The organism is Providencia zhijiangensis, from assembly GCF_030315915.2.
GTDB lineage: Bacteria > Pseudomonadota > Gammaproteobacteria > Enterobacterales > Enterobacteriaceae > Providencia > Providencia zhijiangensis.
Window position 1 is genome coordinate 2,578,426 of record NZ_CP135990.1, and the last position, 23,565, is coordinate 2,601,990.

A 23,565-nucleotide genomic window follows, 5' to 3' on the forward strand; every position below is an offset into this window, starting at 1 on the left:
ATTATGAAAAAATTTAAATTAATCATCAGTAGCTTATTATTAGTTAGTACATATACACATGCATCAATTTCAGCAGACCGTACACGAGTCATTTATAATGAAGCCAGCAAAGGCGTTAGTATTGTTGTTGAAAATACTGACAGTAAAGATCCTTTTTTAGTTCAATCTTGGATCGAAGATGAAAATGGCCATAAAATTTCTGATCCATTAATAGCATTACCATTATTGCAGCGTATTGAGCCCAATCAAAAGAAGCAAGTCAGAATCAGCACTACGAAAGATAATTTGAAAGCTCCAAGTGATAAAGAATCATTATTCTACTTTAATGTACTAGGAATACCGCCAAAAAGTGAACTAGAGAATGCAGTAGAAATTGTTATTCAATCTAGGTTTAAACTTTTTTATCGCCCAACAGGATTGAAAAAATACCCTGATAATAACTGGCAAAAGGAACTGAAAATTGAAAAAGCAGGTAATTCATTAAAATTAACAAACCCAACCCCTTACCATGTTGTTATCATTAACATTAATGATAATGCGAGTAAAGTTGAAAATTTCCAAGAAATAGTTATTAAACCAAATGGTAATGCCAGCTACTCTTTGAATGATAAAAAAATAAAGTCATCCAACATGGTATTAACGTATATTGATGACTATGGAACACCAAAACTATTAAATTACACCTGCCAAAGTACAACATGTTCATTGGTTAATGAAAAATAGGACGAGATCATGAAACCCTATTTTAATAAAGTAGTATCAATTATTATAATTTCGCTTTCATTTTTAAGCTTTAATGCACTTGGAGCCGTAGCAAACTGCAAACCCGCAGCTGGTGGGACATCGATACAACAAGATATTAAATTTGATATTACAAGCAATAGTAGCGCTATAACAACCGGAACACGATTAGCGACTGCATTATCTTCTTTTATGTCTTTACAATGTGATTTTACAGGAAGCGTAGCTACACCTAATCACGTTTATTTTAAAAATGTTGTCCCTCAACAAACTAAAACACTATTAATAAATAGCGGCGTTACCGTTACTCAGCAAAGCGCAATTGGTGGAGGTACAATTGCAACAATTACCAACGCCAGCGTACCTAATATTGACTTAGGATATTGGAGCCAACCTTCAGTAGGCACTGCTGTAAATATTGGCATCATGTATAATTTTGCCGTCCTAAAAGGTAGTAATGCATTAAAACCATTTGATACAGGTAATTTTTTATTAGGTTATCATGAAGATTACCAAGGTAAATATATTGGTGCTCCTGTATATGCACATATTATTGGTAATTTAACGTTACTCTGCCCTACTCCTGAAGTCAGTGTGACTACATCAAATGGAGGAACTGTTGGCTTTGGTACTATTTCGCCAAAACAAATGAATGCAGGGGAAGTTGTTAGCCGTACATTTAATATAGGTATGTCAGTTCCACAAAATTGTGAAACAGGATTAAATGTATCTGTTCGATTTGAACCAAATAATAATTCGATATTGGGAAATAAATACCTTGATATGGGAAATGGATTACAGACCGTAATTAAAAGTAATTCAACCGAACTCGAATTTAACCAAAATTATGCTATTGGAGAGATTAAACCTCAAGCACCTGTAAATGTGCCATACACTGCAACTTTAAGTCAAATTAGCGGGCGCTCAATTACGTCTGGTCCATTTTCTAAAACAATACGTGTCGTAGTTTCTTATTAATAATTCGAGGCATCTGTGATAACTGATTTTTTATCATTAATGCCTTTCTTTTAAAAAACAGCCTTAAATAGACGATCGTTATTTGACATTTTTTGGGTGTTGCTGTAGTAAGTACAACTACACATAATAAGGAGTAACTTAGATGAAAAAGTTAACCTTAGCCTTAGTTGATGACCACCCGATTGTCTTATCAGGCTTAAAAGAAACACTATCCCAATCACACAACTTATCCATCGAAGGTGCATTTACCAGCGATGCTGAGTTGTTTTCTTTTTTAAATCACCATACTGTTGATGTCATTGTTACTGACTATATGATGCCCAATAACACGCAATCAAGTGATGGGCAGAATTATATCCAATTTCTACAGCGTAAATACCCAAATACAGCGTTAGTGGTATTAACGATGATATCTAACCCAATGATTATCCAAACGTTATACGATAACAATGTCAATGCTGTTGTCTCGAAGGAAGCGCCACTGCCAGAGCTAATCAAAGCCATTACCTTAGCGGGTCAAGGAAAACAATACCGTCAACCTATTGCAGATTTAACGACAACAATAAAAAGCCGTAAAGCTTCGACCCTTGATGAAAGAGTGAAAACACTCTCGCCTCGAGAGTTAGAAGTATTGCGCTTATTTGTTCAGGGAAAACCGATTGTTGAAATTGCCAAATTGCTCAATAGAAGTGATAAAACCATTAGTCTGCAAAAAAATGCAGCCATGCGTAAATTAGGTGTTGAAAATAACCAAGCTCTAATCAGTTATTGCATTACACACCATTTGTTTGACTAAGCTTATTTAGCCAAAACGTTAATTCATCGCAAATCACTTTATAGGTATCGGCTATGTTTAAGTTTGGTTTTTCCATATTCAACAACTCTTCAAGCACGTGAAGTCGACTAGCAAGTTCACGCTGTTCCACGCTCACTAATGCGCCCCGAATACGATGTGACAGCTGTTTTACTGCCTCTATGTTATTATTTTTCACCGCTTCGCAAAGATCATGAATATCAGCAGTAAAATGTTGAATAATATTATCTCGGTCATTGCTATCAAGTGGGTTAATAAATGCCATAGTGGCAGAATCAGAGGGAAGCGTAGAAGAATAGGTAGGGAAGAAACGGTTGAATAATTGCGCTAAAGTGTCTAGCTCAATTGGCTTAACTAGCCAGGTATCCATCCCTGCGGCTAAACAGCGATCTTCTTCATCCTTCAAACCATTTGCCGTAACACCAACAATCGGACAAGTTTCACCTTCACTGCGTAACTGTTTAGTTAACTCATACCCATTACGGTAAGGCATATTGACGTCAGTTAAAACAATATCAATGACTTCGTTATCCCAAATAACTAAGGCCTCTTCGCCATCGCTAGCCATAAAGACTTCGCAACCAAGTAATTCTAGCTGTTCCTGCAGTATAACCTGATTAATTGGATTATCTTCTGCAACTAAAACACGTAAAGAGTATTCATTCGCATAAGATGGTGCCTGTTGAATTGGACAGCTTAAAGGCAATATTGAATTTTCATCATTTTGTAGTAAGAAAAGCTGTTGATTTAATTCAGATAAACGGAAGCTTGCTTCATCACTTATCCATATTTTTCCTGGCCAATTTTTAGGCAATGAAAAGTTCTCGATTAAAATGCTTACGGCAATAACCAATGATGTGTCTTCAGGCAACTCAGCCTCTGTGAAATAGACTTTTGCTCCCCAACGAGTTAGCCAATCATACACATTGTTGGTTAGTAGAGGATCTATTGTCCGCAGCCAAATGTCTGAACCTGTTAAACTCTTCCAATGTATATTGTTGTGGCCTAATTCTAACGGCAATATCACTTTAAAAGAGCTACCATGCATCAGATCACTTGCTACGCTGATTTCGCCCCCCATCAGCTTGACTAATTTTGAGCAGATAAATAAACCTAAGCCTGTTCCTCCGTAGGTATGGTCCCCTGAGTGTGCTTGATAGAAAGGTTCAAATAACTTTTCCTGCTCTTCTTTGCTAATTCCAACGCCAGTATCGTTTACAAATAATACGATATTGTTATTGTCGCCATTTTTTAATTCAATCGTCACTTTGCCATGATGTGTAAACTTAATAGCATTATTGACCAGGTTACCGAATATTTGTTGTAATCGCGCTGTATCACCAATTCTAATGGCATAGATATTAGGATCAATAATGGCAAATAACTGAAGTTTCTTCTGTTGAGCTAAGCCTTGATATAACTGAACGGTTTGCTGTATTAAATCAAGTAGATCAAATGATTGGTGTTGGATATGAATTTGATTGGCTTCTATTTTACTGATATCAAGAATATCCCCAATAAGATGCATTAATAAATGCGATATTGTAGACATCCTATCAATAAAATGTTTTTGCTTAGGCGTTAACGCTGTATTTTCTAATAATTCTAATGTCCCAATAATACCATAAAGCGGAGTGCGTATTTCATGGCTCATCGTGGCTAAAAAGGTTGATTTCGCTTGATTAGCTTCTTCAGCTAAACGCTTAGCATGATTAAGCTGTTCTTCAGTTTCAGCTTGTATAGTGATATCAGTAAATGCGCATAAAATAACAGGGCGTTGCTGATAATGGGTTGCAGTACTCACAACATAGATAGCATGCATCCCTGATTTTAAAACAGTTGTAACCTGCTTTTGTTCAGAAACAACACGGCCAAGTAATTCATTATATTCAATAGAATCATGAGGATGGGAAGTGTCAGGAATTTTTAGCCAGTGCTGAGCTAGTTCGTTAGCAAAACGAAGGTCTAGTGTTTCTTTATCAATAACACAAAGCCCTATAGGTGTGGTTGCAATCAATGTTTGATTAAACTCTTCACTTTCTAGAATAACTTGTTGTGAATGTACTGCAGGTTGTAATATTTTTTTATGGTACCAATGTTTATAGCCCCAACCACAGAAGATGCTAAACAGAAGAGATATAATAAGACTAATTGGCAACCACAAATTATCTTCAAAAAATGCAGCATAACTAATTCGGTAATAGCCCACCCAATCTGTATTTTCAAAGCTTAATTTCATGACTAAGCCATTTTGTGTATAAAAAATACCCTCTAATGGCTCAACAGGAACAGCGGACTCTCCCAATAATAGACCAAAATCTTCATGCAATAGCCAGAATTCATGTCTCAATGTTGGGTTTAACATTTTCTCTAGCACACTAAGATGATCTTTACTTAACAGGGAAACTGCATAAATATCTTTTGGTGAAAGATGAGCATTTTTCCACAAATTAACATTGAAGCCTGCAGGAACAATGCCCATTAAATTATCTTTAAAATTTTCTGCTTTTAGCCAAATAACTGGGGATTCTTGCTCATTTTGTTTTATATCAGCAAACTTCTTATTTATTAATGGTAAATTTTTTCTAACACTATCGGTTACTGAGCGAAACAATTCAGGCGAAATAGCCTCTCCCCCCATTAAAGTACCGACGGATGGAACGCTAATGCTAATATAGTCATGTTCGTTAACAAAAAATACAGCAGCGGCTGGATAGTATGAGCGCCCCCAAAATGTGGAGTAAAAATCAGCTAAATAAGCCCCTAACGAAAATAAAATACTCGGAACTCTGGAACACTCCAAATTAGTTCCACAAGCTAAAGTAAATGGCATAGCGACTATAGACTCCTTACCTTCTAATAGTCTTAATGGCCATTCTTTCGGCAAAAATTGATCATTGATGGAATAAGTTCGGCTTTCAAGCAGTTCAGATAAATCTTGGTTCTGTTTGTTCAGTGCTTTTAAAAAAGTTTCTTGTTCAATCAAATAACCAATAAAAGACTTAAATTCAACTTCTAAGCGCCTGGTTTCTTGTTGAACAATCCTATCAGCACTCCAAAATAATGTTGTGATTAATACAAATAAAAGAGGCAGAGTAACTGTTAATATACTATTAGTACGCCCAGAACTGCGCGTTATACGAGAAAAAGCAGTTGGTGATTTATTTGGCATCGTACTATTCTCTGCTATGATAGGGATAATCCAATATATCTATCATAATATAAAATAAGCCAAGTAAACAGAAAAGTTTTTACTTTAATATTTATACAATTGCAGATGTATAATAATCTTTTAAGTCATCTAATTCCCAACCAAAACCATTTAAACCTGAAATATACATAGATAATTTAGGATGACGCCCAATTATATAGAATAACCTATTATAAAACTCAGGGAAATTAACCTCAATAATTAATAGATATTTGAATAACACATCAACTGTAAGCGCATTTTCGCCACGCTCATATCTTGATAATTGTTGTTGACTAATACCTAACTTTTTTGCAACACATTCCCCACTAATACCTTTTTCAATACGATATTTTTGCATACACTTTCCTATCAGTTGGCTGATATAATATAATTTTTCTTTTTTCATGATAGATAACAACCTTAATGTCATAAATTAAACCTACTGCCTAGCGCCAAATTATACTAGGTTAGAATTCCTATAATATAAGGTATTCCTTATTTGATGACCAACAAAGATAACAAATTGAAAAATCAGGATTTTACATTAATAAATTAAACAATATGCTTGCAAAAGCACAGTTTACTCTTTACTTATAAAGTATAATAAATACGTAAGGTGAATATTAATGAAAAGCTTTAATCTTTCATACAACACTATATTTTATTTAAATATTCGTTAAGTACAACAACATACTATAAAAAATAACATTCTGTTTTTTTTAATTAAAAACCCTACTTTCTTGTATATAAAAAATCACTTTTATATACATAAATAAAATAAGCCACTAAATCAAACACCAATAAAGAGTGATGATAAGTATTATCCTTACGCTTACAATGCTGAGTTTTAGACTAAAAACATACCGGTATAGCTTTGAGTATTAAAATATAAACCAAATCAAGAGATAAATCTGATAGTATTCCAAAAAAGACTTTTATATGAATTTAATAAATAAAACTTACATATCACACCATAAAAACATAGCTAGGTAAAAAATCCACTTTGACAAAAAGTGCGAAAGATTTCATCACTATTTTCGTATCATAGTAAATACAAGAGCTTAATTAATTATCAAAATAAAAAACTTCATATTATAATCATATTTTACTAGTGAAATATTCAAAGTAGCAGACTAGAACATTAAGAATTCAATATTATTTAAATATAAAACTAATATTTTTGCCATCTAATCAGCTCAAAAAATGAATTGCATTAAATCGTCAACAAGCACACAGAGCCAAAGTGAACCCCATCTATTTACCTTCCCCCTCATCATGAACTTTCTTCATGTTCGAAATGAAATTAAGTCGCTTTAACTCCCCGCTCCGCTCTGGCATAAATTAAACATATTAACTTACTGGCTACATAAAAATTGATTAGTGAGAAAACGTGCAACATCTCTGTAATCAAGAAATAAACGCCGTTTTCCTATTAGAGCTAGGATGCAAAAATCATGAATACAGAATTTACCTTTAATATTACGCGCAGCCTTTTTGATGAAAATTACAACCCATCGGAAAACACGCGAATTACCACCAACTTTGCGAACTTAGCCAGAGGCAAAAGCCGTCAAGAAAACCTGCGTAACGCATTGTCGATGATCAACAACCGCTTCAATTCATTGGTGTATTGGGATAACCCTAAAAGCTCGCGCTATGCTGTTGAGTTGGAAATTATCTCTGTCGAGATGAATATCGAAGAAAAAGACAGCGCCTTCCCTGTCATTGAAATCTTAAAAACCAACATCATTGACAAGAAAACGCAGCAACGTATTGAAGGAATTGTGGGGAATAATTTTTCATCCTACGTACGGGATTATGATTTTAGCGTTTTACTGTTGGAACATAATAAAAACCAAGCAGAGTTTAGCATTCCGACTAAATTTGGCTGCCTGCATGGCAATATTTTTAAGTCGTTTATTAATTCCAAAGAGTACAAAGCGAACTTTAATAAATCTCCAGTGATCTGTTTGAGTGTCTCAAATAGAGATACCTATCATCGCACTGGGAATCAACACCCTATATTAGGCATTGAATATCAGCCAAGTAACGCCTCTTTAACGGAGCAATACTTCGGAAAAATGGGCTTACAGGTTCGTTACTTTATGCCGAAAAATAGCGTTGCCCCTTTAGCCTTTTATTTTACGGGAGACTTGCTGAGCGACTACACCAACCTTGAGTTAATCAGCACTATTAGCACCATGGAAACGTTCCAAAAAATTTATCGTCCTGAAATTTATAATGCCAACACGGTGGCGGGTGAATGTTATCAACCGAGCTTAAATCAGCAGGATTACTCATTAACCAAAATTGTTTATGACCGTGAAGAGCGCAGCCAACTTGCCATTGAACAAGGTAAATTTACTGAAGAACACTTCATTAAACCTTACCAAACAATTTTGGAAAAATGGTCTGCAAGCTATTCCGTTTAATAGGAATAGGTCAATTTAATAAAATCGCGTATTTATAAAAAATAAAATAAAAGGTCACCTGCAATGAAAATATTATTACCCACTTCCACCGCCGGCAGCTTGCCGAAACCATCTTGGTTAGCAGAACCAGAAAAACTCTGGTCGCCATGGAAATTGAACAACGAAGAACTTATCGCTGGCAAACAAGATGCCCTGCGTTTATCTCTGGACGATCAATTACGTGCGGGCATCGACATCGTTAGCGATGGCGAACAAACTCGCCAACACTTTGTGACTACCTTTATTGAACACTTGAGTGGCGTGGATTTTGAAAAACGCCAAGTCGTCAAAATTCGTGACCGTTACGATGCCAGTGTACCAACCGTTGTGGGCGCTGTTGCTCGCCAAAAGCCAGTGTTTGTGGATGATGCCAAATATCTGCGTCAACTCACTGACAAGCCGATTAAATGGGCACTGCCGGGTCCAATGACCATGATCGACACGCTCTATGATAGCCACTATAAAAGCCGTGAAAAATTGGCGTGGGAGTTTGCTAAAATTCTTAACCAAGAAGCCAGAGAGTTAGAAGCCGCAGGCGTCGATATCATCCAGTTTGATGAACCGGCATTTAACGTATTTTTTGATGAAGTGAATGACTGGGGAATTGCTACCCTCGAAAGAGCCATTGAAGGACTGAAATGCGAAACTGCGGTACATATCTGTTATGGCTATGGCATCAAAGCCAATACCGATTGGAAAAAAACGTTGGGTTCTGAGTGGAGACAATACGAAGAAGCTTTCCCGAAACTGCAAAGCTCGAATATCGATATCGTTTCACTGGAATGCCACAACTCCAACGTTCCAATGGACTTAATTGAACTTATCCGTGGTAAAAAAGTGATGGTCGGCGCGATTGATGTGGCAACCAACACTGTCGAAACCCCAGAAGAAGTCGCCAATACATTGCGAAAAGCCCTACAATTTGTTGATGCAGACAAACTTTATCCATCAACTAACTGCGGCATGGCGCCATTATCTCGCGATGTTGCCAGAGGGAAACTTAACGCTTTAAGCGCAGGCGCGGAAATCATCCGAAAAGAACTAGGCGCATAATAAATTACCCCAGATTTGGCGCTCTCACCCATCGCCAAATCTCATCATTTTTAAACCTTTCATAGCCACTCACACCCCTTATTCGTATTTACTGAAAATATCTGAAATTCTTTCAGCCATTATCACAGAAACCCTCTATCAATGTTGCTGTCTATGTATTTTCCCTCCTATACTTTTTTTGCTCAAAAAGTGACTAATAACAAAATAACTGGAAGGAAATAATCATGAAATTATCTCTACTAGGATGTTTATTGGCAGCTTCATTTTCTTTGCACGCTTATGCCGCAAGCGAGCCACCAATCCGATTAGTGATCCACGGGGGAGCAGGTACCATTACCAAAAGCACCATTACTCCAGAACAAGAAAAAGAGTATCAAGCAAAACTGACCGAAGCCTTAGAAGCAGGCTATGCGGTGCTCAACAAAGGCGGTAGTAGCCTTGATGCAGTACAAGCCTCTATTAACGTGATGGAAGATTCCCCACTATTTAACGCAGGAAAAGGCGCTGTATTTACCCATGAAGGTAAAAATGAAATGGATGCGTCGATTATGGATGGTAGCAACCGTAAAGCGGGTGCTGTAGCTGGCGTCACCAACATTAAAAACCCGATTAATGCCGCTTATGCTGTCATGACCAAAAGTCCTCATGTCATGATGGTTTCTAAAGGTGCCGAACAATTCGCTGCGGAACAAGGCCTTGAAATCGTTGACCCATCGTATTTCCGCACTGACTTCCGTTGGCAGCAACTTCAAAAAGCCAAAGAAAAAGAGAAAGTGGTACTCGACCATGACGGTAAAACTGCCGCTCTCTTTATTGACCCAATGATGTATGACTACAAATATGGCACCGTTGGCGCGGTCGCTCTCGATAAAAACGGTAATATCGCTGCAGGAACATCCACCGGAGGCATGACCAACAAACGCTTCGGGCGCGTCGGTGACTCCCCAATCATTGGTGCAGGGAACTACGCTGACAACAATACCGTCGCCGTTTCAGCCACAGGCTCCGGCGAAATGTTTATCCGTACCGCCACCGCCCACAATATCGCCGCCCAAGTCAAATACAACAAAACACCTATCGACCAAGCCGCCCGTAATGCGCTGGATGAAGTCAAAGAGCTGAACGGAAGTGGGGGTGTGATTGTGTTGGATAAAACCGGTAACTACGCGATGGAGTTTAACTCAGAAGGGATGTACCGCGGAACAATCGGTAATGATGGTAAACCGCAAGTCGCGATTTATAAAAACGATTAAGTTCCTAGTATTTAAATTTGCTATACCATAAAAATACAAAAGCCCACCAATGTGGGCTTTATAAACTATATCTATAAGCACGTTTCTATAAACTATGTCTCTACGGACTATGCCTCTATAAACAACGGCCCTCAGCCCAATGACTTTTCAACTGTGCCACTGGCCAAATACCCTTTATGGAACGCAGCTTGTCTTGGAGAAATACGCGCAACCGCCTCTGCTGAGCAAGAGGCATCCACCAGCACAAAACTGGCATCATCTCCTTTTGCTGGCCACACTTGCTGGCCCTTTTCATCCAGTGGCAATACATTGCCCGTGGCGATAGCAAGGGAGCGAGATAATGCCAACTCATCAGGGCGCGTGTACAACTGCGCATATAAATTGGCTTTTTCTAACATATCCCCGAGACCAAATGGCGACCAGTGATCAATCACACTGTCAGTCCCTGTCATCACAAACACACCATTTTTATTCAACGTTTTTAATGGCATATGCAATGTCCCGATAGGCACGGTCGACGCTATAGTGATCTGCTGCTCAGCCAAGCGTTTTGCCATCGCATCGGCATCTTCAGGATTTAATATAGCTAATGCAAAGGCATGACTAATTGTCACCTTGCCACGCAAGCTACGGTTTTCATCCACGGTTTTTATCATATAGTTGATAGCCGCAAGCCCCGCTGGGCTTGTCTCATGCAGGTGGATATCAACCCCTTTGTTATAATCCAGTGCAATCTGGAACATCGCATCAAGGGATTTTTCCATCGCACCATCAACATTAGTCGGATCTAGCCCGCCCACATAGTGTGCCCCCGCTTGCATCGCTTCTCGCATCAAAGGGACTGATTTGGATAGCAGTAAACCATGTTGTGGGAAAGCCACAATTTCGCACGTGAGATCTTGCTGACGCTTATCCAACACCGTTTGCAGTGCTTCAAGGTTTTTCAATCCAGAAACAGGCTCAATGTTGCAATGGCTGCGTGCGATGGTCGAACCATGAGATTGAATTAAATCAATCAACGCATGCGCCCTTTCTTGCGTAAAAGGCTGTAATTCAGGCAACATTTTTTGTTCAAGGGTTATCATATCCATAATGGTTTTTCCTTCACGGGACTGTGGCGCTTGCCAAGGTCCTCCGTAAAAGGTTTTATCCAGATGAATATGCATATCTCGAAATGCAGGAAGCATCAATTTGCCTTGCGCACTGTACGTATTCAAAACGGCATTTGGATGCTGTTTATTGGGTAACACCGCCACGATTTTTCCATCATTAATTTCGATGGTTTTTAGCTCAGTTTGCGTCCCAATCACCGTACTATCACGGAAATTAAAACCAGTTTCGAGTAGGGCATCATCAAGATAATAATGTTTATCTGTAATACGAGAAACACCGGACTTCGGTGCGCTTTGAGCCGCCGCTCCCGCAGATACTGAACCTAATAATGTACAAGCGGCCACCACTTTTGCACTTGTCGTCAGAAACTCTCTGCGACCAGACAACTGTTCTGAATTCATAGCAACTCCTTATCATCGAGAGTTCGACCTCATCGTATGAGGTCGAACGACTAGGCTTAGCCTTGAATAATATGGGTTCCCGTCTCGCCACGTAATGCCGCAGGTAGCGCTTCAGGAGTCGTGATAATCACGCGCTTACCGCCATTAGCGATAAACGATAAACTGGCTTCGATTTTCGGTAGCATGCTCCCCGCTGGGAAATGCCCCTCTGCCATATAACGTTGCATATCGGTCGTGGAAGTTTCACCAAGGGCTTTTTGTTCCGGTTTGCCAAAGTGAATACACACTTTTTCGACGCCCGTAGTGATGATCAAAATGTCCGCATTGAGCTCTTTCGCCAGTAGCGTGGTCGATAAGTCTTTATCAATAACGGCATCTACACTTTGATAACCGCCCTGCCCATTATTCACCACAGGGATCCCACCACCGCCTGCCGCAACAACTACATAATCATGTTCGGTCAATGTGCGAATTGCCGCTGATTCGATGACTCGTTTAGGTTCAGGGGATGCCACTACACGGCGATATCCACGCCCTGAATCTTCAACAAAGTGCCAATCTGGGTTTTCCTGCTGCAATACTTCCGCTTGTTCTTTACTGAAAAATGCGCCAATCGGCTTAGTCGGTGCCGCAAAGTTTGGGTCATTTTTATCGACTTCCACTTGGGTCACTACCGTTACCGCTTGGCGATGTTGCTGTTTCGCTAATACGTTAGTGAGTGCTTGCTGGACTAAATAGCCAATCCCTCCTTGAGTATCTGCTACACAGTTAGCCAGAGGTGTTAACGGTAAGCCTTCCGTCACATGAGCGATTTCAGCGCGACGCAAATCCAACCCTACCTGCGGCCCATTACCGTGAGTCAGCACAATATTGTAATTACCTTTAAGCATATCGCTGATGTGCTGAGCCACTTCCTGAACCGCTTTTTCTTGAGCTTCAATGGATTGGCTGCTGTTATCTTTAATAATACTGTTGCCCCCGATGGCAACAACCACGAGTTCTTTCATGATTAAGGATCCTGATACCGAATATTTAGCAGATAGTGGGTGTACCGCGCACACCCACTATAAAGATTGGCGTATTACACTGATTTACTCAGCTTTTCAGCTTTTCAGCTTTTCAGCTTTTCAGCTTTTCAGCTTTTTCAGCTTGTTGCTGCTCCACTGATTGGCGACCATCTAAAAAGTGTTTGATAACAAACAAAGCCGCCATCATGAGGTATGCGTAGACAAACATCAATGCCGAACCTGTTGCAATACCTACAGCTGGGGAATGGATGATGCCAAAGAAGACCAATACCGCCCCCACTGCCGCCGCAATCGCACCACGTAACGGCTTGTTTAAGATAGCGAAGATAGCAATACAGCCCCATAACATACTTGCCAGTGGTGCACCGTTACCTAAGTGAACCAGGCCTTGATAGTAAACACCTTTGTGTAACAGAACTTCCGTACCAATCGCGCTTGCAGACGTCCCTGCCGCTCCCATGACACTATTAACCATCGTCAGTGCCCAGTTCGCAATCCATGGGAATAGACAGATAAAAATCACAGGCACTTCGACTTTCGGTGTTTCTCGCACCACTTGGTTGGCAGTCACCACACCAATAAATACTAAGATAGGGACAATGGCCGTCATTGGGATCACCGCGAGCATAAATGCGCCGATACCAAATAACGGTACGATAAACATGGTGATACCGGATGCTAAGGTATAACCCACACTCGCGCCCATCGCTTTCCAACCCGCATGACCCACATACACAGTCACAGGGAATGGGTTGCCTAGCACGACGCCCACAGTTGAAGATAAACCGTTTGCTAGCATCACTTTACGTGTGTTGTATTCATCACCCGCTGCGTGAGCACTTTCAATATTTTCAAGGTCAAAGATGTAGTTCGCTAAACCTAAAGGTACCGCTGAGGCTAAGTACGGCAGTGCGTGAGGTAAACCTTGGAAGAAGCTATCCACATGGATACTTGGCGGGTTAAAACCAAATGATGCCATTGATGCTGTAATCGCTTCTGGGCTTTGTAAGCCCGAAATCCATGCTAAGGCAGAACCCGCAATAAGCAGCAGCAACCCTGTAGGAATACGTGCAAAGATAGGCTTTTTACCAAACCAGTTGATGAAAATTAACAGCAGGACAATAAACGATACCGTTGGCGCTTCAAATGCTTGCAACATCGGGTTCATTGCCAGTAACAATAATCCTAGACCCGATAAGCACGATAATAATACGGTACGTGGGATCATCTTACGGATGGTTTCACCGAGGAAAGATCCACCCACTAAAATCATTGATTCCACAAAGCACCAGACCAACGCAATTTGCAGAGCAAATTCAGGATCTTTGGTGGTTTGGTAAACCGGCATGATCACTAAGAAGGTTACGGTGAAAATAGAAGGTGCGCTTGGCCCTGATGGCAGTGCCGTGACGTCATTTCGTCCCGTTTGTTTGATCATCTGCTGACCAAAGTAAGCGTAACTTACACTGGCAAGCAATACAGCAAAACCAAACGCTGGCGCGATACGACCATAAACAATTTCCGCTGGGATGCCGACAACAAAAATCAGTAAGCCCATCATGGTGAGTAGGTTCGTGAGGTTATTGGTCATCAAACCAAAATAGGCCGCCAAATCACCACGTTTCCATTTAATATTTAATAGACTCATATTCTTACTCCCATTCCCCTCACACCTTAGCAGCACGTTGTTGACGGTCTATCTCTTATGCCACTGAACAATTCAGGGAATGCGTTGCTTTATTTTTATCGCCCGACCGAAGCCGGGCATTATTTTTTGCTTAGTGAGTTTTGGGCTCAATACCACTATGCATAGTGTTTCGCGTAAGACAGCATCGCTTTTTCGAAGCAATCAAACGGAGGGTGTACAATCCCTGCCCCAATCATTCCAATACCTGCATCTTTATGTGCAATCGCCGTGTTAATCACCGGAAGAATGCCACTAGCTGCGACTTTCGTGATATCAATCGCTGTCGGAATTCCCATAAAACCTAATAATGGAATGGTGACGTTCGGGTTCTCTCCAAGGGTGATCTCTCGCATTTGGCGAGAGAAATCCACCGCTTCCTCAACGGTTCCCCCAACGAGCGCCACGATAGCCGGTGCTGTTGCCATCGCAAATCCACCAATCCCGTAAGTTTCTGTGATAGCCGAGTCACCAATATCTAAACCTGAGTCTTCCGGTTTATAACCTGCGAACATTGGACCAATCACTTGCTGAGAAGGGCCTGTAAACCACTGCCCCGGCAAGCCGCTAATGCGTAAACCAAACTCATAACCATTACGCGCCATGGTGGTCACAACAGTACTGTATTCAATACCGTGTGCTGCATCCATTGACGCTTTACACATTGCCATCCATGTAGGGCCAGAGAAATAGTCGCTACTTGCCACGAAATCAAAGACTTCTTTTTGCTGTGCAACCGTAAAATTGGTTTGAATAATTCCTGTTGTTAATGCTTGGATCAGCAATGTTGTTCCCGCATTGTTACGGTTATGGCATTCATCACCCATATGTAACGCTTGCGCCAACATTAAACGCAGGTCGATTTCACCGACGATTTTCATGGCGTCACGCAGCATTGGCCCCAGCACATCGCGCATCCAATTCAAGCGGTCAATAACGCTTTGGTCATTGGCACCCATGCGCAAGATTTTTGCCATCTGCTCACTCAAGTTAGTGAATGCGCGGTTGCCGTAAGTTTTGTTTTCGACAATATGCATAAACATCGATGCCGATGTCACACCCGCCATTGAACCTACGCAATCATGTTCATGGCATGGGGAAAAGATAATTTCACCAGAAGCTGCTACACGTTCCGCATCCGCTAAGTCTTTCGCCAATCCTTCAAAAACTAAAGCACCTGTTACCGCGCCTTTCATCGCACCACACATATCTTTCCATGCCACTGGCGGACCGGCATGTAGGATGGTGTTTTTCGTCATGCCCGGTACCACATTAATGGCTTGGTCATAACCCACGAGTACTGGCTGGGACTGAATAATGCGCTCAAGCGCTTGTGCGTTCGCTTCTGCGATTTTTTCTTGTAACGCTGCGTTGCCTTCAATTTGGTCAAGCGCGCGAATCACCGCAACGTTACCTTGACCCGGCGGCGTCCAATTCAGTTGAGTCACCGGAACGTGCTGTTTTTTCAGATCATCACTGAACATCTCAATGCCGATATTGATAACATTCAATGGTTGTTTAAATAATGAAGTCATTACGCTTTCTCCCCTTTCCAGACAAATTCACGTCCTAATAAACCTGTATTGGTACTGCTACTCGCCCAAATCACACCTGCGTCAGTGAGCATCTTGACCTGTGCATCCATCGATGGCGTATCTTGGTCAGTACCCAGCACATAGCCAAGGATCACCAGTTCACGTCCTTCTTGTTTCGCTATCTCTTTTGCTGTTTTGATAGCGTCAATCATCACACCGACCGGATCTTCATGAGAGCCAAAGCCAAGCACGAAATCCATCATGATCACGCCAACTTCTGGATCACGAGCTTCTTGCAGTAAACGCTCGATGCGGTTTGTTGGATCGATCATTGGGTGTGGCTTACCGTTGGTAAAATCATCATCGCCAAAGTCGAGGAAGGTATGGGCGACACTTTTATTGATATCTTTCAGACGGTAGTCAGGATTAGGTTGAATATTGCTGTAGACGTCATCGTATTTTTCCAGCGCTGCAAACATGGCTTCATCACACAATGTACCGCCACAGAAAAGACCACGAATGTATTTTTGTTCCGGTTTGAGTAACGCTCTAACTTCATCAATTAAAGGTAAGTTGAGAGGGTGAAGGTCTAAATCTTCTTTACGAATGCCAGTCAGTAAAACCGCTTTCAAAGCAGCTTCTTTGGTACCTTGGGCAAAAGTTAAGCCTGGTTTATCATCCGGCAACGGTTGACTACCTAAGAAACAAACCACCACTGGCTTATGGCATTTTTCAGCTTGTTCTAACACTTTTTTGGCAACCATAGGTGCTGGTGGCTTAGAAATGAGTGCAATGACTTGGGTTTCATCATCCGCATCCAGCATTTTCAGTGCATCAATCATCATGATGCCGCCAATTTTTTCACTTAGGTCACGACCCCCCGTACCGATTAGCTGAGAAACTCCGGCGCCAAATTCATGGATGCGCACACTCAGTTCTTGGCTCCCCGTACCGGATGCCCCAATAATTCCGATGCTACCGCGACGAACATTGTTACCAAAACACAGGGCTGTCCCATTGATGATCGCTGTCCCACAGTCTGGTCCCATCATCAACAGCCCTTTTTGGCTCGCTAACTGTTTCAGCGCCAGCTCATCGTCAATCGAGACGTTATCGGAGAACAGCATCACGTTGAGATCATTTTCCAGTGCAATACGCGCTTCACGAGCCGCAAATTGCCCATTAACCGAAATAACCGCTAAGTTAGCATCAGGAATGTGTGTTTTTGCAGAATTGATTGTGGCGTATTTGGCTTCATGCTGCCCGCCACCTTGGTTTTTCTTGTTAAACAGCTCTTCGATAGCAATCAATGTCGCATCATTGGCTTCATCGCTAGGCCCTTTAATCACTATCATTAAATCGCCGTTTTTGGCTTCTTCTAATTCTGGTGTTAATAAACCTAAGTTTCTTAATACACCTTTATTCATTTCTGTTGCCATTGCCACAAAGGCTTGCTCAACATTTTCAAGTTGGTTGGCTTTGGTGGAAATAGACATCAATGACACGGAATCAAAATAGGTATTCTTTTTTATGACCACTTTAGTCGACATGTGTTTCTCCGAAATAATGAGTCAGAAACAGCGCATCGCGAATGCCAAATAGCATGTCGCAACCTGAACTAGACCCGATATTTAAAATCTCTAAAATTTGTGGATAAATATTTGTTTCTCGCCCATCAACTAAACATTGAATTAGTTGATACATATTTTCGCGATACTCTTGGTTTAATGCTTTTTCTAACGTGATGGCGCTGATGGGTGTTGTATTCGCCTTGCTTTGATAAATTCCTTGATAAAAACTCTGATAGAAGGAATTTGCAGGGTGATGTTTCAACAACAAAAAAGCCATCAGTCCCACTAAATAATCATCTCCCGAAGGTGTTAACCCAATTCCTAACCCAACAAACTGGCTCACAATATTAGTTAATGCTTGGTGCCGTTTATTGATTAATAAATTAATTAATCTGGAGCGTAATTCATTTAATTTTTTTGATGATTCAAGATAAAAACCATTATCCCCTTGGTAGTTAAACAGAGAGTGTGTTTTATCATTTAAAATAGAATCAATTTCGTTAATTTTAGACTGAAGAAAATAACGGTATTTTTCTTCGGCTAATTTTTCATTAATAAAATAAACCGTTGGTGGGTTCCATTTTTTACATAATAAAAATGAAATAGCATATTTCTCACCAATATGGATTTCATTATTTAAAATACAAACAGAATCCCCCGCCATTATATTTAACGGTAAAAAATCCTTATTAATTATTCGGCAGCTATTAGGTGCATTATCCGTTTGCGAGCCAAGCAAGGTATAAAGTTGGTTATCAATCGAAAAATTAATGGCTTTATTAAAAACTTGCTCTACATTCCCTGTTAATAATGGCTGATGCAAAAGATCCAAGAAATGCGCATCAGCCGTTAACCCATAAATGCTTTGCCGCTGAGATTGGTGTCTGTCCACAATCCCCCTTATGGGTGGTTACGCACCCGCTGCAATCAGTAATTCAGCGATTTCGTGATAGCCTTTTTCCTGTGCCAGCTCTAACGGTTTTTTGCCATATTTGTCCGTCATATGTGGATTAGCACCGTGCTCTAACAGCATTTTTACGATTTGCTGCTGTTTTACACCACCATCATTCAGCACAATCGCTTCTAGCAATGGAGTCCAGCCGACAAAGTTGGTGTGGTTAACATTAATGTCCGTGTTTTCCAGTAATTCACGCACAATTTCCACATGCCCTTTTTCACTCGCTGGCGTGATCCCAACACCACCAAAACGGGTTAACAAATCTAAATTAGGATTAGCCGGTAATACTAAACGTAATAATGTTAAATCATTATTTAGGCAGCTTAATAAAAATGGATTAAAACAAGTTTGGTCTTGTTTATTAATATCAGCACCCGCATGAATAAGAAAATCAACACACTCATAGTGCTGATTTAAACTCGCATTTACAATAGCAGTGCGACCTTGGCGATTGGTGCTATTAATATCAACACCTTTTTCAAGGCAACTTTTTAAAATAGCTAATTGGCCTTGTTCTGCGGCTTTAAGAAAATCTTGAACGAGTGTTTTTTCTGTCATAATGCTCTCCACATTTAGCTATTTAAATTTTCTAATAGCCAAATTAAACATGAATTAAAGATTATTTAGCATGGTTAGAGCATAGCAATTGCTATTAATAAATAGAATCCATTTAAATTTAATTCATCAATCTGCCACCTTATTATTGATTTAAATTCAACAATCAAGCATTTTTGTGCGTGAAAGCATCCTTCACTGACCTTTATTGATGTTTTTTTGTCTATTTTCTATGCAATTTGACCAAATTATTTTGTTAATCTGTTTGCCAATTTATTCTTTCTTCAATTTTGTGACAGCCATCAAATCAAAGGTTTTAAAATTGTTAACATTGTGATTTTTTTGTTTATTAACCCGATATTCCATAATGGCTAATTTCTCATTAAATTCAATAATATTAATTAGTTTGAATGTAAACATGCATTTCATTAGTTGCTTTTTATGGTGACATAAATTAAATAGTATTTATTGTACAGAATAGATAAATATCCCCGCAGAGGGCTATCAAAAACAATCAATAAAAAGCCTGTTTTTTAAGCTATTGAATTGTATTCACAGAAAACGTTATTTAGGCTAATTTTCACGCACTTTGGGACACAACACATGAACTCTATTTTTACCGAAGAAAATTTATTGACCTATACCACCGCGGCTAAATTTGCCAGTTTTAGTAAAGCGGCCGAAGAACTTGGAATTACCACTTCCGCGGTGAGCTACACTATAAAACGTATCGAAACCTATTTAGATGTCGCACTGTTTATCCGCGATACCCGTAATATTGAATTGACCGAAGCGGGATACTATTTTTATCGCAAAGCCACCGACCTTCTGAATAATTTTCATCTCATCAAAAAAAGTATCGATTCCATTGAACAAGGGATTGAAGCCCGTGTTCGCATCTGTATCAATCAGTTGATCTACACCCCTTACCATACGGCAAAATTGCTGCAAATCTTGAAAAAGCAATTTGGTACCTGCCAGATAACTGTGACCACGGAAGTGTATAACGGTGTTTGGGATGCCATTATCAATAACCATGCGGATATTGCGATTGGGGCGCCAGGTACACTCATGGATGGTGGCGGGATTGATTACACCGAAATTGGTGCCATACACTGGCAATTTGCCATAGCGTCTAGTCACCCTTTAGCTTTAATGCCAGAGCCCATTGCCGAAAGCCAACTGCGCCTCTACCCAAATATTATGGTGGAAGATACCGCGCATACCATCAATAAACGCGTTGGATGGTTACTACACGGGCAAGAGGCGATTCAAGTGCCCGATTTCAATACCAAATGCCAGTGCCAAATCTTAGGTGAAGGGATCGGATTCTTACCCGACTATATGGTCAAAGAACATGTGAAAACCGGTGTCTTAGTCACTAAGCAAATACAAAACCCAAGGCAGGATTCTCACATGCTATTAGCCACCCAACACTCTGCGACAGGGCTAGTCACCCAATGGATCAGGAAAGAATTTATGGCAAATGGAGTCTTAACGGAACTTTACAGTGATTTGCTCAAGCCCATCGCCAATTAACGCGGTTCTAATTGATGAGCTAACTGCGCCGCCAATACTGAAACCATCTCCGATGATTCTTTGTGGAAATGCATCGCCAGTTCCATCTCTTGGGCAGGAGGAAACCCCTCTTCTGCTGTCAAGATTCGATGCTGAGGTAATTTAGCGCGTACGGGTAACAGGCTAACACCTAATCCGTCGGTAATCGCACTTTGGATTCCCGCCAGACTGGTACAGGTGTATGTAATGTGCCAAGGGCGTTGCTCATTATCTAACAACCTAAACATATCATTCCGGTACAGCCCATTTTCTGGAAAAACAATCAGAGGAACAGAATCCGTGGGAAGAACATATTGCTGGCGACTCGCTAGCCAGCACAGAGGCTCTGACCAATGATAATCACTATGAAACTCCCCTTTTCGTTGTTTCACAATGATCAAATCCAACTCACCGTGCTGATAGCGTTGCTGTAGTTGGCGACTCAATCCGCTAGTCACCTCTAATCGGACATTCGGATGCGCTTGTATAAAGGCCGCCAACGTTGGTGTCACTAAGCCTGATGCCAAATCTTCAGGAAACCCTAATCGCAGAGTTTGAATAATCGCATTTCCTGTTATTTTCATAAAAAACGTATCATTAAGTGCCAGAATATTTTTCGCATATCCCAGCAACACTTCCCCTGTTTCTGTCAGGGTTAACATCCGGTGCCCCCTGACAAACAACGGTTGCCCAACAAGACTTTCCAATCGCTGAACTTGCTGGCTCAACGTCGATTGCGTTGAATTTAATTGCTGTGAAGCCACCGTAAAATTTCCCGTTTCTGCAACGGTAACGAATGTTTTCAATAACACAAAGTTAAGCAACGAATTCATTTTTTTAATACCTGAGATTTAATTATTTAATTTTTAAATATCACAATTTTTGATTAGATTGAAGGGAACAACGCATTTGATGGACATTACTGAAATGACACCATGTCAACTCATCAGTAATCTTATTAGAATACTCGATAAATCAGGAGCACAAGTCATGCTCGATAAACAATTTTTACAACATGCAATCACCCTCGCCTCTGACAATGTCGCCGCAGGTGGACGCCCATTTGGTGCAGTGGTCGTCAAAAATGGGCAAATTATTGCCACTGGCGTGAACCAAATGTTGGAACGACACGACCCGACTGCACACGCTGAATTACTCGCATTACGCCAAGCGGGAGAGGCGCTAAATAGCATCAGACTCGATGATTGCACCGTCTATGCTAGCGGTCAGCCTTGCCCGATGTGCCTTGCTGCGATCCGGATGTCTGGCATTAAACGTGTCGTTTATGCCTATTCGAACCAAGATGCTGAACCTTTTGGATTGTCGACAGAGGCGATAGCTGAAGCATTAAGAGTTTCTCCTGACCAACAAAGTGGTTTGCAATTTATCCAATTAAAACCAAAGGATGAGACGCAATCCATGCTATATCAAACTTGGTGGCAACGGCATCACGCGTAAACATGAAAAAACCACTTTCTGCCTCTTTTGGCTTGATTCTGACGATTGCCCTTGTCGGTATCAATTTACGCCCTTTTATGACAGGGCCTGGGCCCGTCATCGATAATATCATTCAAACCACCGGAATGAGCTACCAGAGCGTTTCGCTGTTAACGCTGATCCCCATGTTACTCATGGGTTTTGGGGCTTTGGTCGTCCCCGCGTTAAATCAAAAATTGGGCGATAAATTGGGGATTAGCCTCGCGATGTTACTGCTGCTGATAGGCTCTTTCTGCCGATTATTTGTTTCTGATGCGAACGCACTGTTAATGACCGCATTTTTGTGTGGAATGGGAGCAGCTTATATTCAAGCGGTTTTTCCCGGCTTGATAAAGTTTTCGTTTCCGCAAAAAATGGCCGCCATGACGGGGTTATATTCAGCCACGCTCATGGTCGGTGGCGCGCTGGGAGCGCAATTAACACCGCTAATTACCCACATTTCTGGGAATTGGCAAAGTGGGCTCGCATGGCTTGCATTGCCAGCACTGATCGCTCTGATTGCCGTCATCATAAATATTCGTTCTTCAGACACGAAAAATATACCTGCTCAGCTGAGTGTATTAACCTATCTTAAGCAGCCCAGAGCGTGGCTATTAATGGCGGGATTTGGTTTAGTGAATGCGGGTTACGCAACTGCCGTGACATGGCTGGCGCCTTTCTTTCAACAACAAGGTTTCAGTGCTACAAAAAGCGGTTCTCTGGTGGCGGTTTTAACCATTTTCCAAGCGGCTGCGGCACTGATGATCCCGATATTAGCGTCCCATAATATTGACCGCCGTTTTTGGCTCACTGTGACGCTGGTAAGCCAAGCCTTGGGATTTGCCGGGTTAATCCTGTTTCCTAACTCGATACCGTTGCTGTGGGTGGGTCTATTGGGCTGTGGTTTGGGTGGCTGCTTCGCCTTAACCATTATTACCTCTTTAGATCATATCCCCCACCCTGCTAGCGCGGGGATCCTGACGGCCTTAATGCAAGCAGGCGGCTTTATCATCGCCGCTTTTGGACCTTTAGTTGCGGCAGCATTACAGCAATTTAGCCACAGTTTTACCCCTGTTTGGTTGCTGCACTGTGTCCTGGTTATGATGACTTTACTGCTATTTTTGCGTTTAAATCCTAAAGTATATCACCAGATTTTTAGCGTGAAATAAGCTTAATAACCAAGG

The 23,565-nt window shown here is 40.9% G+C and carries 19 protein-coding genes; 9 read left to right on the plus strand and 10 right to left on the minus strand.

All coding sequences use genetic code 11. The annotated features are described in order from the left end of the window. The first annotated feature begins 3 nt into the window (after nucleotides 1-3). The 3 genes from QS795_RS11885 to QS795_RS11895 all read left to right on the plus strand — a co-directional run bounded on the left by QS795_RS11885 (nucleotide 4) and on the right by QS795_RS11895 (nucleotide 2,515). Nucleotides 4-723, plus strand: coding sequence for a fimbrial biogenesis chaperone (locus QS795_RS11885; protein ID WP_286268995.1), 720 nt, complete (start codon nucleotides 4-6; stop codon nucleotides 721-723). A gap of 9 nt (nucleotides 724-732) precedes the next feature. Next, nucleotides 733-1,719 (plus strand): fimbrial protein, encoded by a 987-nt coding sequence (locus QS795_RS11890; RefSeq protein WP_286268997.1) that lies wholly within the window; start codon nucleotides 733-735, stop codon nucleotides 1,717-1,719. Between the two features lie 142 nt (nucleotides 1,720-1,861). Further along, a complete protein-coding gene (locus QS795_RS11895; RefSeq protein ID WP_036951066.1) occupies nucleotides 1,862-2,515 on the plus strand; it encodes a response regulator in 654 nt (217 codons plus the stop codon). Here QS795_RS11895 and QS795_RS11900 read toward each other — a convergent pair. Then, nucleotides 2,493-5,705 (minus strand): ATP-binding protein, encoded by a 3,213-nt coding sequence (locus QS795_RS11900; RefSeq protein ID WP_286269000.1) that lies wholly within the window; start codon nucleotides 5,703-5,705, stop codon nucleotides 2,493-2,495. The genes QS795_RS11895 and QS795_RS11900 overlap by 23 nt on opposite strands. Nucleotides 5,706-5,796: 91 nt before the next feature. Beyond that, on the minus strand, nucleotides 5,797-6,132 hold the full coding sequence (locus QS795_RS11905; RefSeq protein WP_286269003.1) for a helix-turn-helix domain-containing protein: 336 nt from the start codon (nucleotides 6,130-6,132) through the stop codon (nucleotides 5,797-5,799). A 1,048-nt stretch (nucleotides 6,133-7,180) separates the two neighbouring features. On the opposite strand from QS795_RS11905, the gene QS795_RS11910 reads away from it, so the two are divergent. The 3 genes from QS795_RS11910 (at nucleotide 7,181) to QS795_RS11920 (ending at nucleotide 10,503) form a co-directional block, all read left to right on the plus strand. Continuing rightward, nucleotides 7,181-8,158 carry a DUF1852 domain-containing protein gene (locus QS795_RS11910; protein WP_286269004.1) on the plus strand — a complete coding sequence of 326 codons (978 nt, stop codon included), beginning with the start codon at nucleotides 7,181-7,183 and terminating at the stop codon, nucleotides 8,156-8,158. A 63-nt stretch (nucleotides 8,159-8,221) separates the two neighbouring features. Further along, complete coding sequence (locus tag QS795_RS11915) at nucleotides 8,222-9,250, plus strand: methionine synthase (protein WP_286269005.1); 1,029 nt, start codon at nucleotides 8,222-8,224, stop codon at nucleotides 9,248-9,250. Nucleotides 9,251-9,474: 224 nt separating this feature from the next. Next, a complete protein-coding gene (locus QS795_RS11920; RefSeq protein WP_154602592.1) occupies nucleotides 9,475-10,503 on the plus strand; it encodes an isoaspartyl peptidase/L-asparaginase family protein in 1,029 nt (342 codons plus the stop codon). 131 nt (nucleotides 10,504-10,634) lie between these two features. Here the strand turns inward: QS795_RS11920 and QS795_RS11925 are convergent, their stop codons facing one another. The 7 genes from QS795_RS11925 to QS795_RS11955 all read right to left on the minus strand — a co-directional run bounded on the left by QS795_RS11925 (nucleotide 10,635) and on the right by QS795_RS11955 (nucleotide 19,351). Then, nucleotides 10,635-12,017 (minus strand): amidohydrolase family protein, encoded by a 1,383-nt coding sequence (locus tag QS795_RS11925; RefSeq protein ID WP_318626508.1) that lies wholly within the window; start codon nucleotides 12,015-12,017, stop codon nucleotides 10,635-10,637. Between the two features lie 56 nt (nucleotides 12,018-12,073). Continuing rightward, entirely contained in the window at nucleotides 12,074-13,024 is a 951-nt protein-coding gene (locus QS795_RS11930) for a carbamate kinase family protein (RefSeq protein WP_154602590.1), read from the minus strand. 112 nt (nucleotides 13,025-13,136) lie between these two features. After that, entirely contained in the window at nucleotides 13,137-14,693 is a 1,557-nt protein-coding gene (locus QS795_RS11935; protein ID WP_318626509.1) for a xanthine permease, read from the minus strand. Nucleotides 14,694-14,848: 155 nt separating this feature from the next. After that, the gene (locus tag QS795_RS11940) at nucleotides 14,849-16,264 is read right to left on the minus strand and encodes a YlbE family protein (protein ID WP_181477387.1); all 1,416 of its coding nucleotides are present in this window, start codon (nucleotides 16,262-16,264) and stop codon (nucleotides 14,849-14,851) included. Next, entirely contained in the window at nucleotides 16,264-17,814 is a 1,551-nt protein-coding gene (gene fdrA / locus QS795_RS11945; RefSeq protein ID WP_286269012.1) for an acyl-CoA synthetase FdrA, read from the minus strand. The genes QS795_RS11940 and fdrA overlap by 1 nt, the downstream gene beginning before the upstream one ends. Then, nucleotides 17,804-18,727, minus strand: a complete 924-nt coding sequence (locus QS795_RS11950; RefSeq protein WP_286269013.1) for an oxamate carbamoyltransferase subunit AllH family protein — start codon at nucleotides 18,725-18,727, stop codon at nucleotides 17,804-17,806. Before QS795_RS11950 ends, fdrA begins: the two co-directional genes overlap by 11 nt. An 18-nt stretch (nucleotides 18,728-18,745) precedes the next feature. Then, the gene (locus QS795_RS11955) at nucleotides 18,746-19,351 is read right to left on the minus strand and encodes an ankyrin repeat domain-containing protein (RefSeq protein ID WP_286269014.1); all 606 of its coding nucleotides are present in this window, start codon (nucleotides 19,349-19,351) and stop codon (nucleotides 18,746-18,748) included. Between the two features lie 600 nt (nucleotides 19,352-19,951). Between QS795_RS11955 and QS795_RS11960 the strand changes: the two genes are divergently transcribed. Next, entirely contained in the window at nucleotides 19,952-20,887 is a 936-nt protein-coding gene (locus QS795_RS11960; protein ID WP_154600026.1) for a LysR substrate-binding domain-containing protein, read from the plus strand. Here QS795_RS11960 and QS795_RS11965 read toward each other — a convergent pair. Then, complete coding sequence (locus QS795_RS11965; protein WP_286269015.1) at nucleotides 20,884-21,738, minus strand: LysR substrate-binding domain-containing protein; 855 nt, start codon at nucleotides 21,736-21,738, stop codon at nucleotides 20,884-20,886. The genes QS795_RS11960 and QS795_RS11965 overlap by 4 nt on opposite strands. Before the next feature lie 157 nt (nucleotides 21,739-21,895). On the opposite strand from QS795_RS11965, the gene QS795_RS11970 reads away from it, so the two are divergent. Then, the gene (locus tag QS795_RS11970) at nucleotides 21,896-22,363 is read left to right on the plus strand and encodes a nucleoside deaminase (RefSeq protein ID WP_154638145.1); all 468 of its coding nucleotides are present in this window, start codon (nucleotides 21,896-21,898) and stop codon (nucleotides 22,361-22,363) included. A 2-nt stretch (nucleotides 22,364-22,365) separates the two neighbouring features. After that, the gene (locus QS795_RS11975; protein ID WP_286269019.1) at nucleotides 22,366-23,550 is read left to right on the plus strand and encodes a cyanate transporter; all 1,185 of its coding nucleotides are present in this window, start codon (nucleotides 22,366-22,368) and stop codon (nucleotides 23,548-23,550) included. Nucleotides 23,551-23,565: the final 15 nt, after the last annotated feature.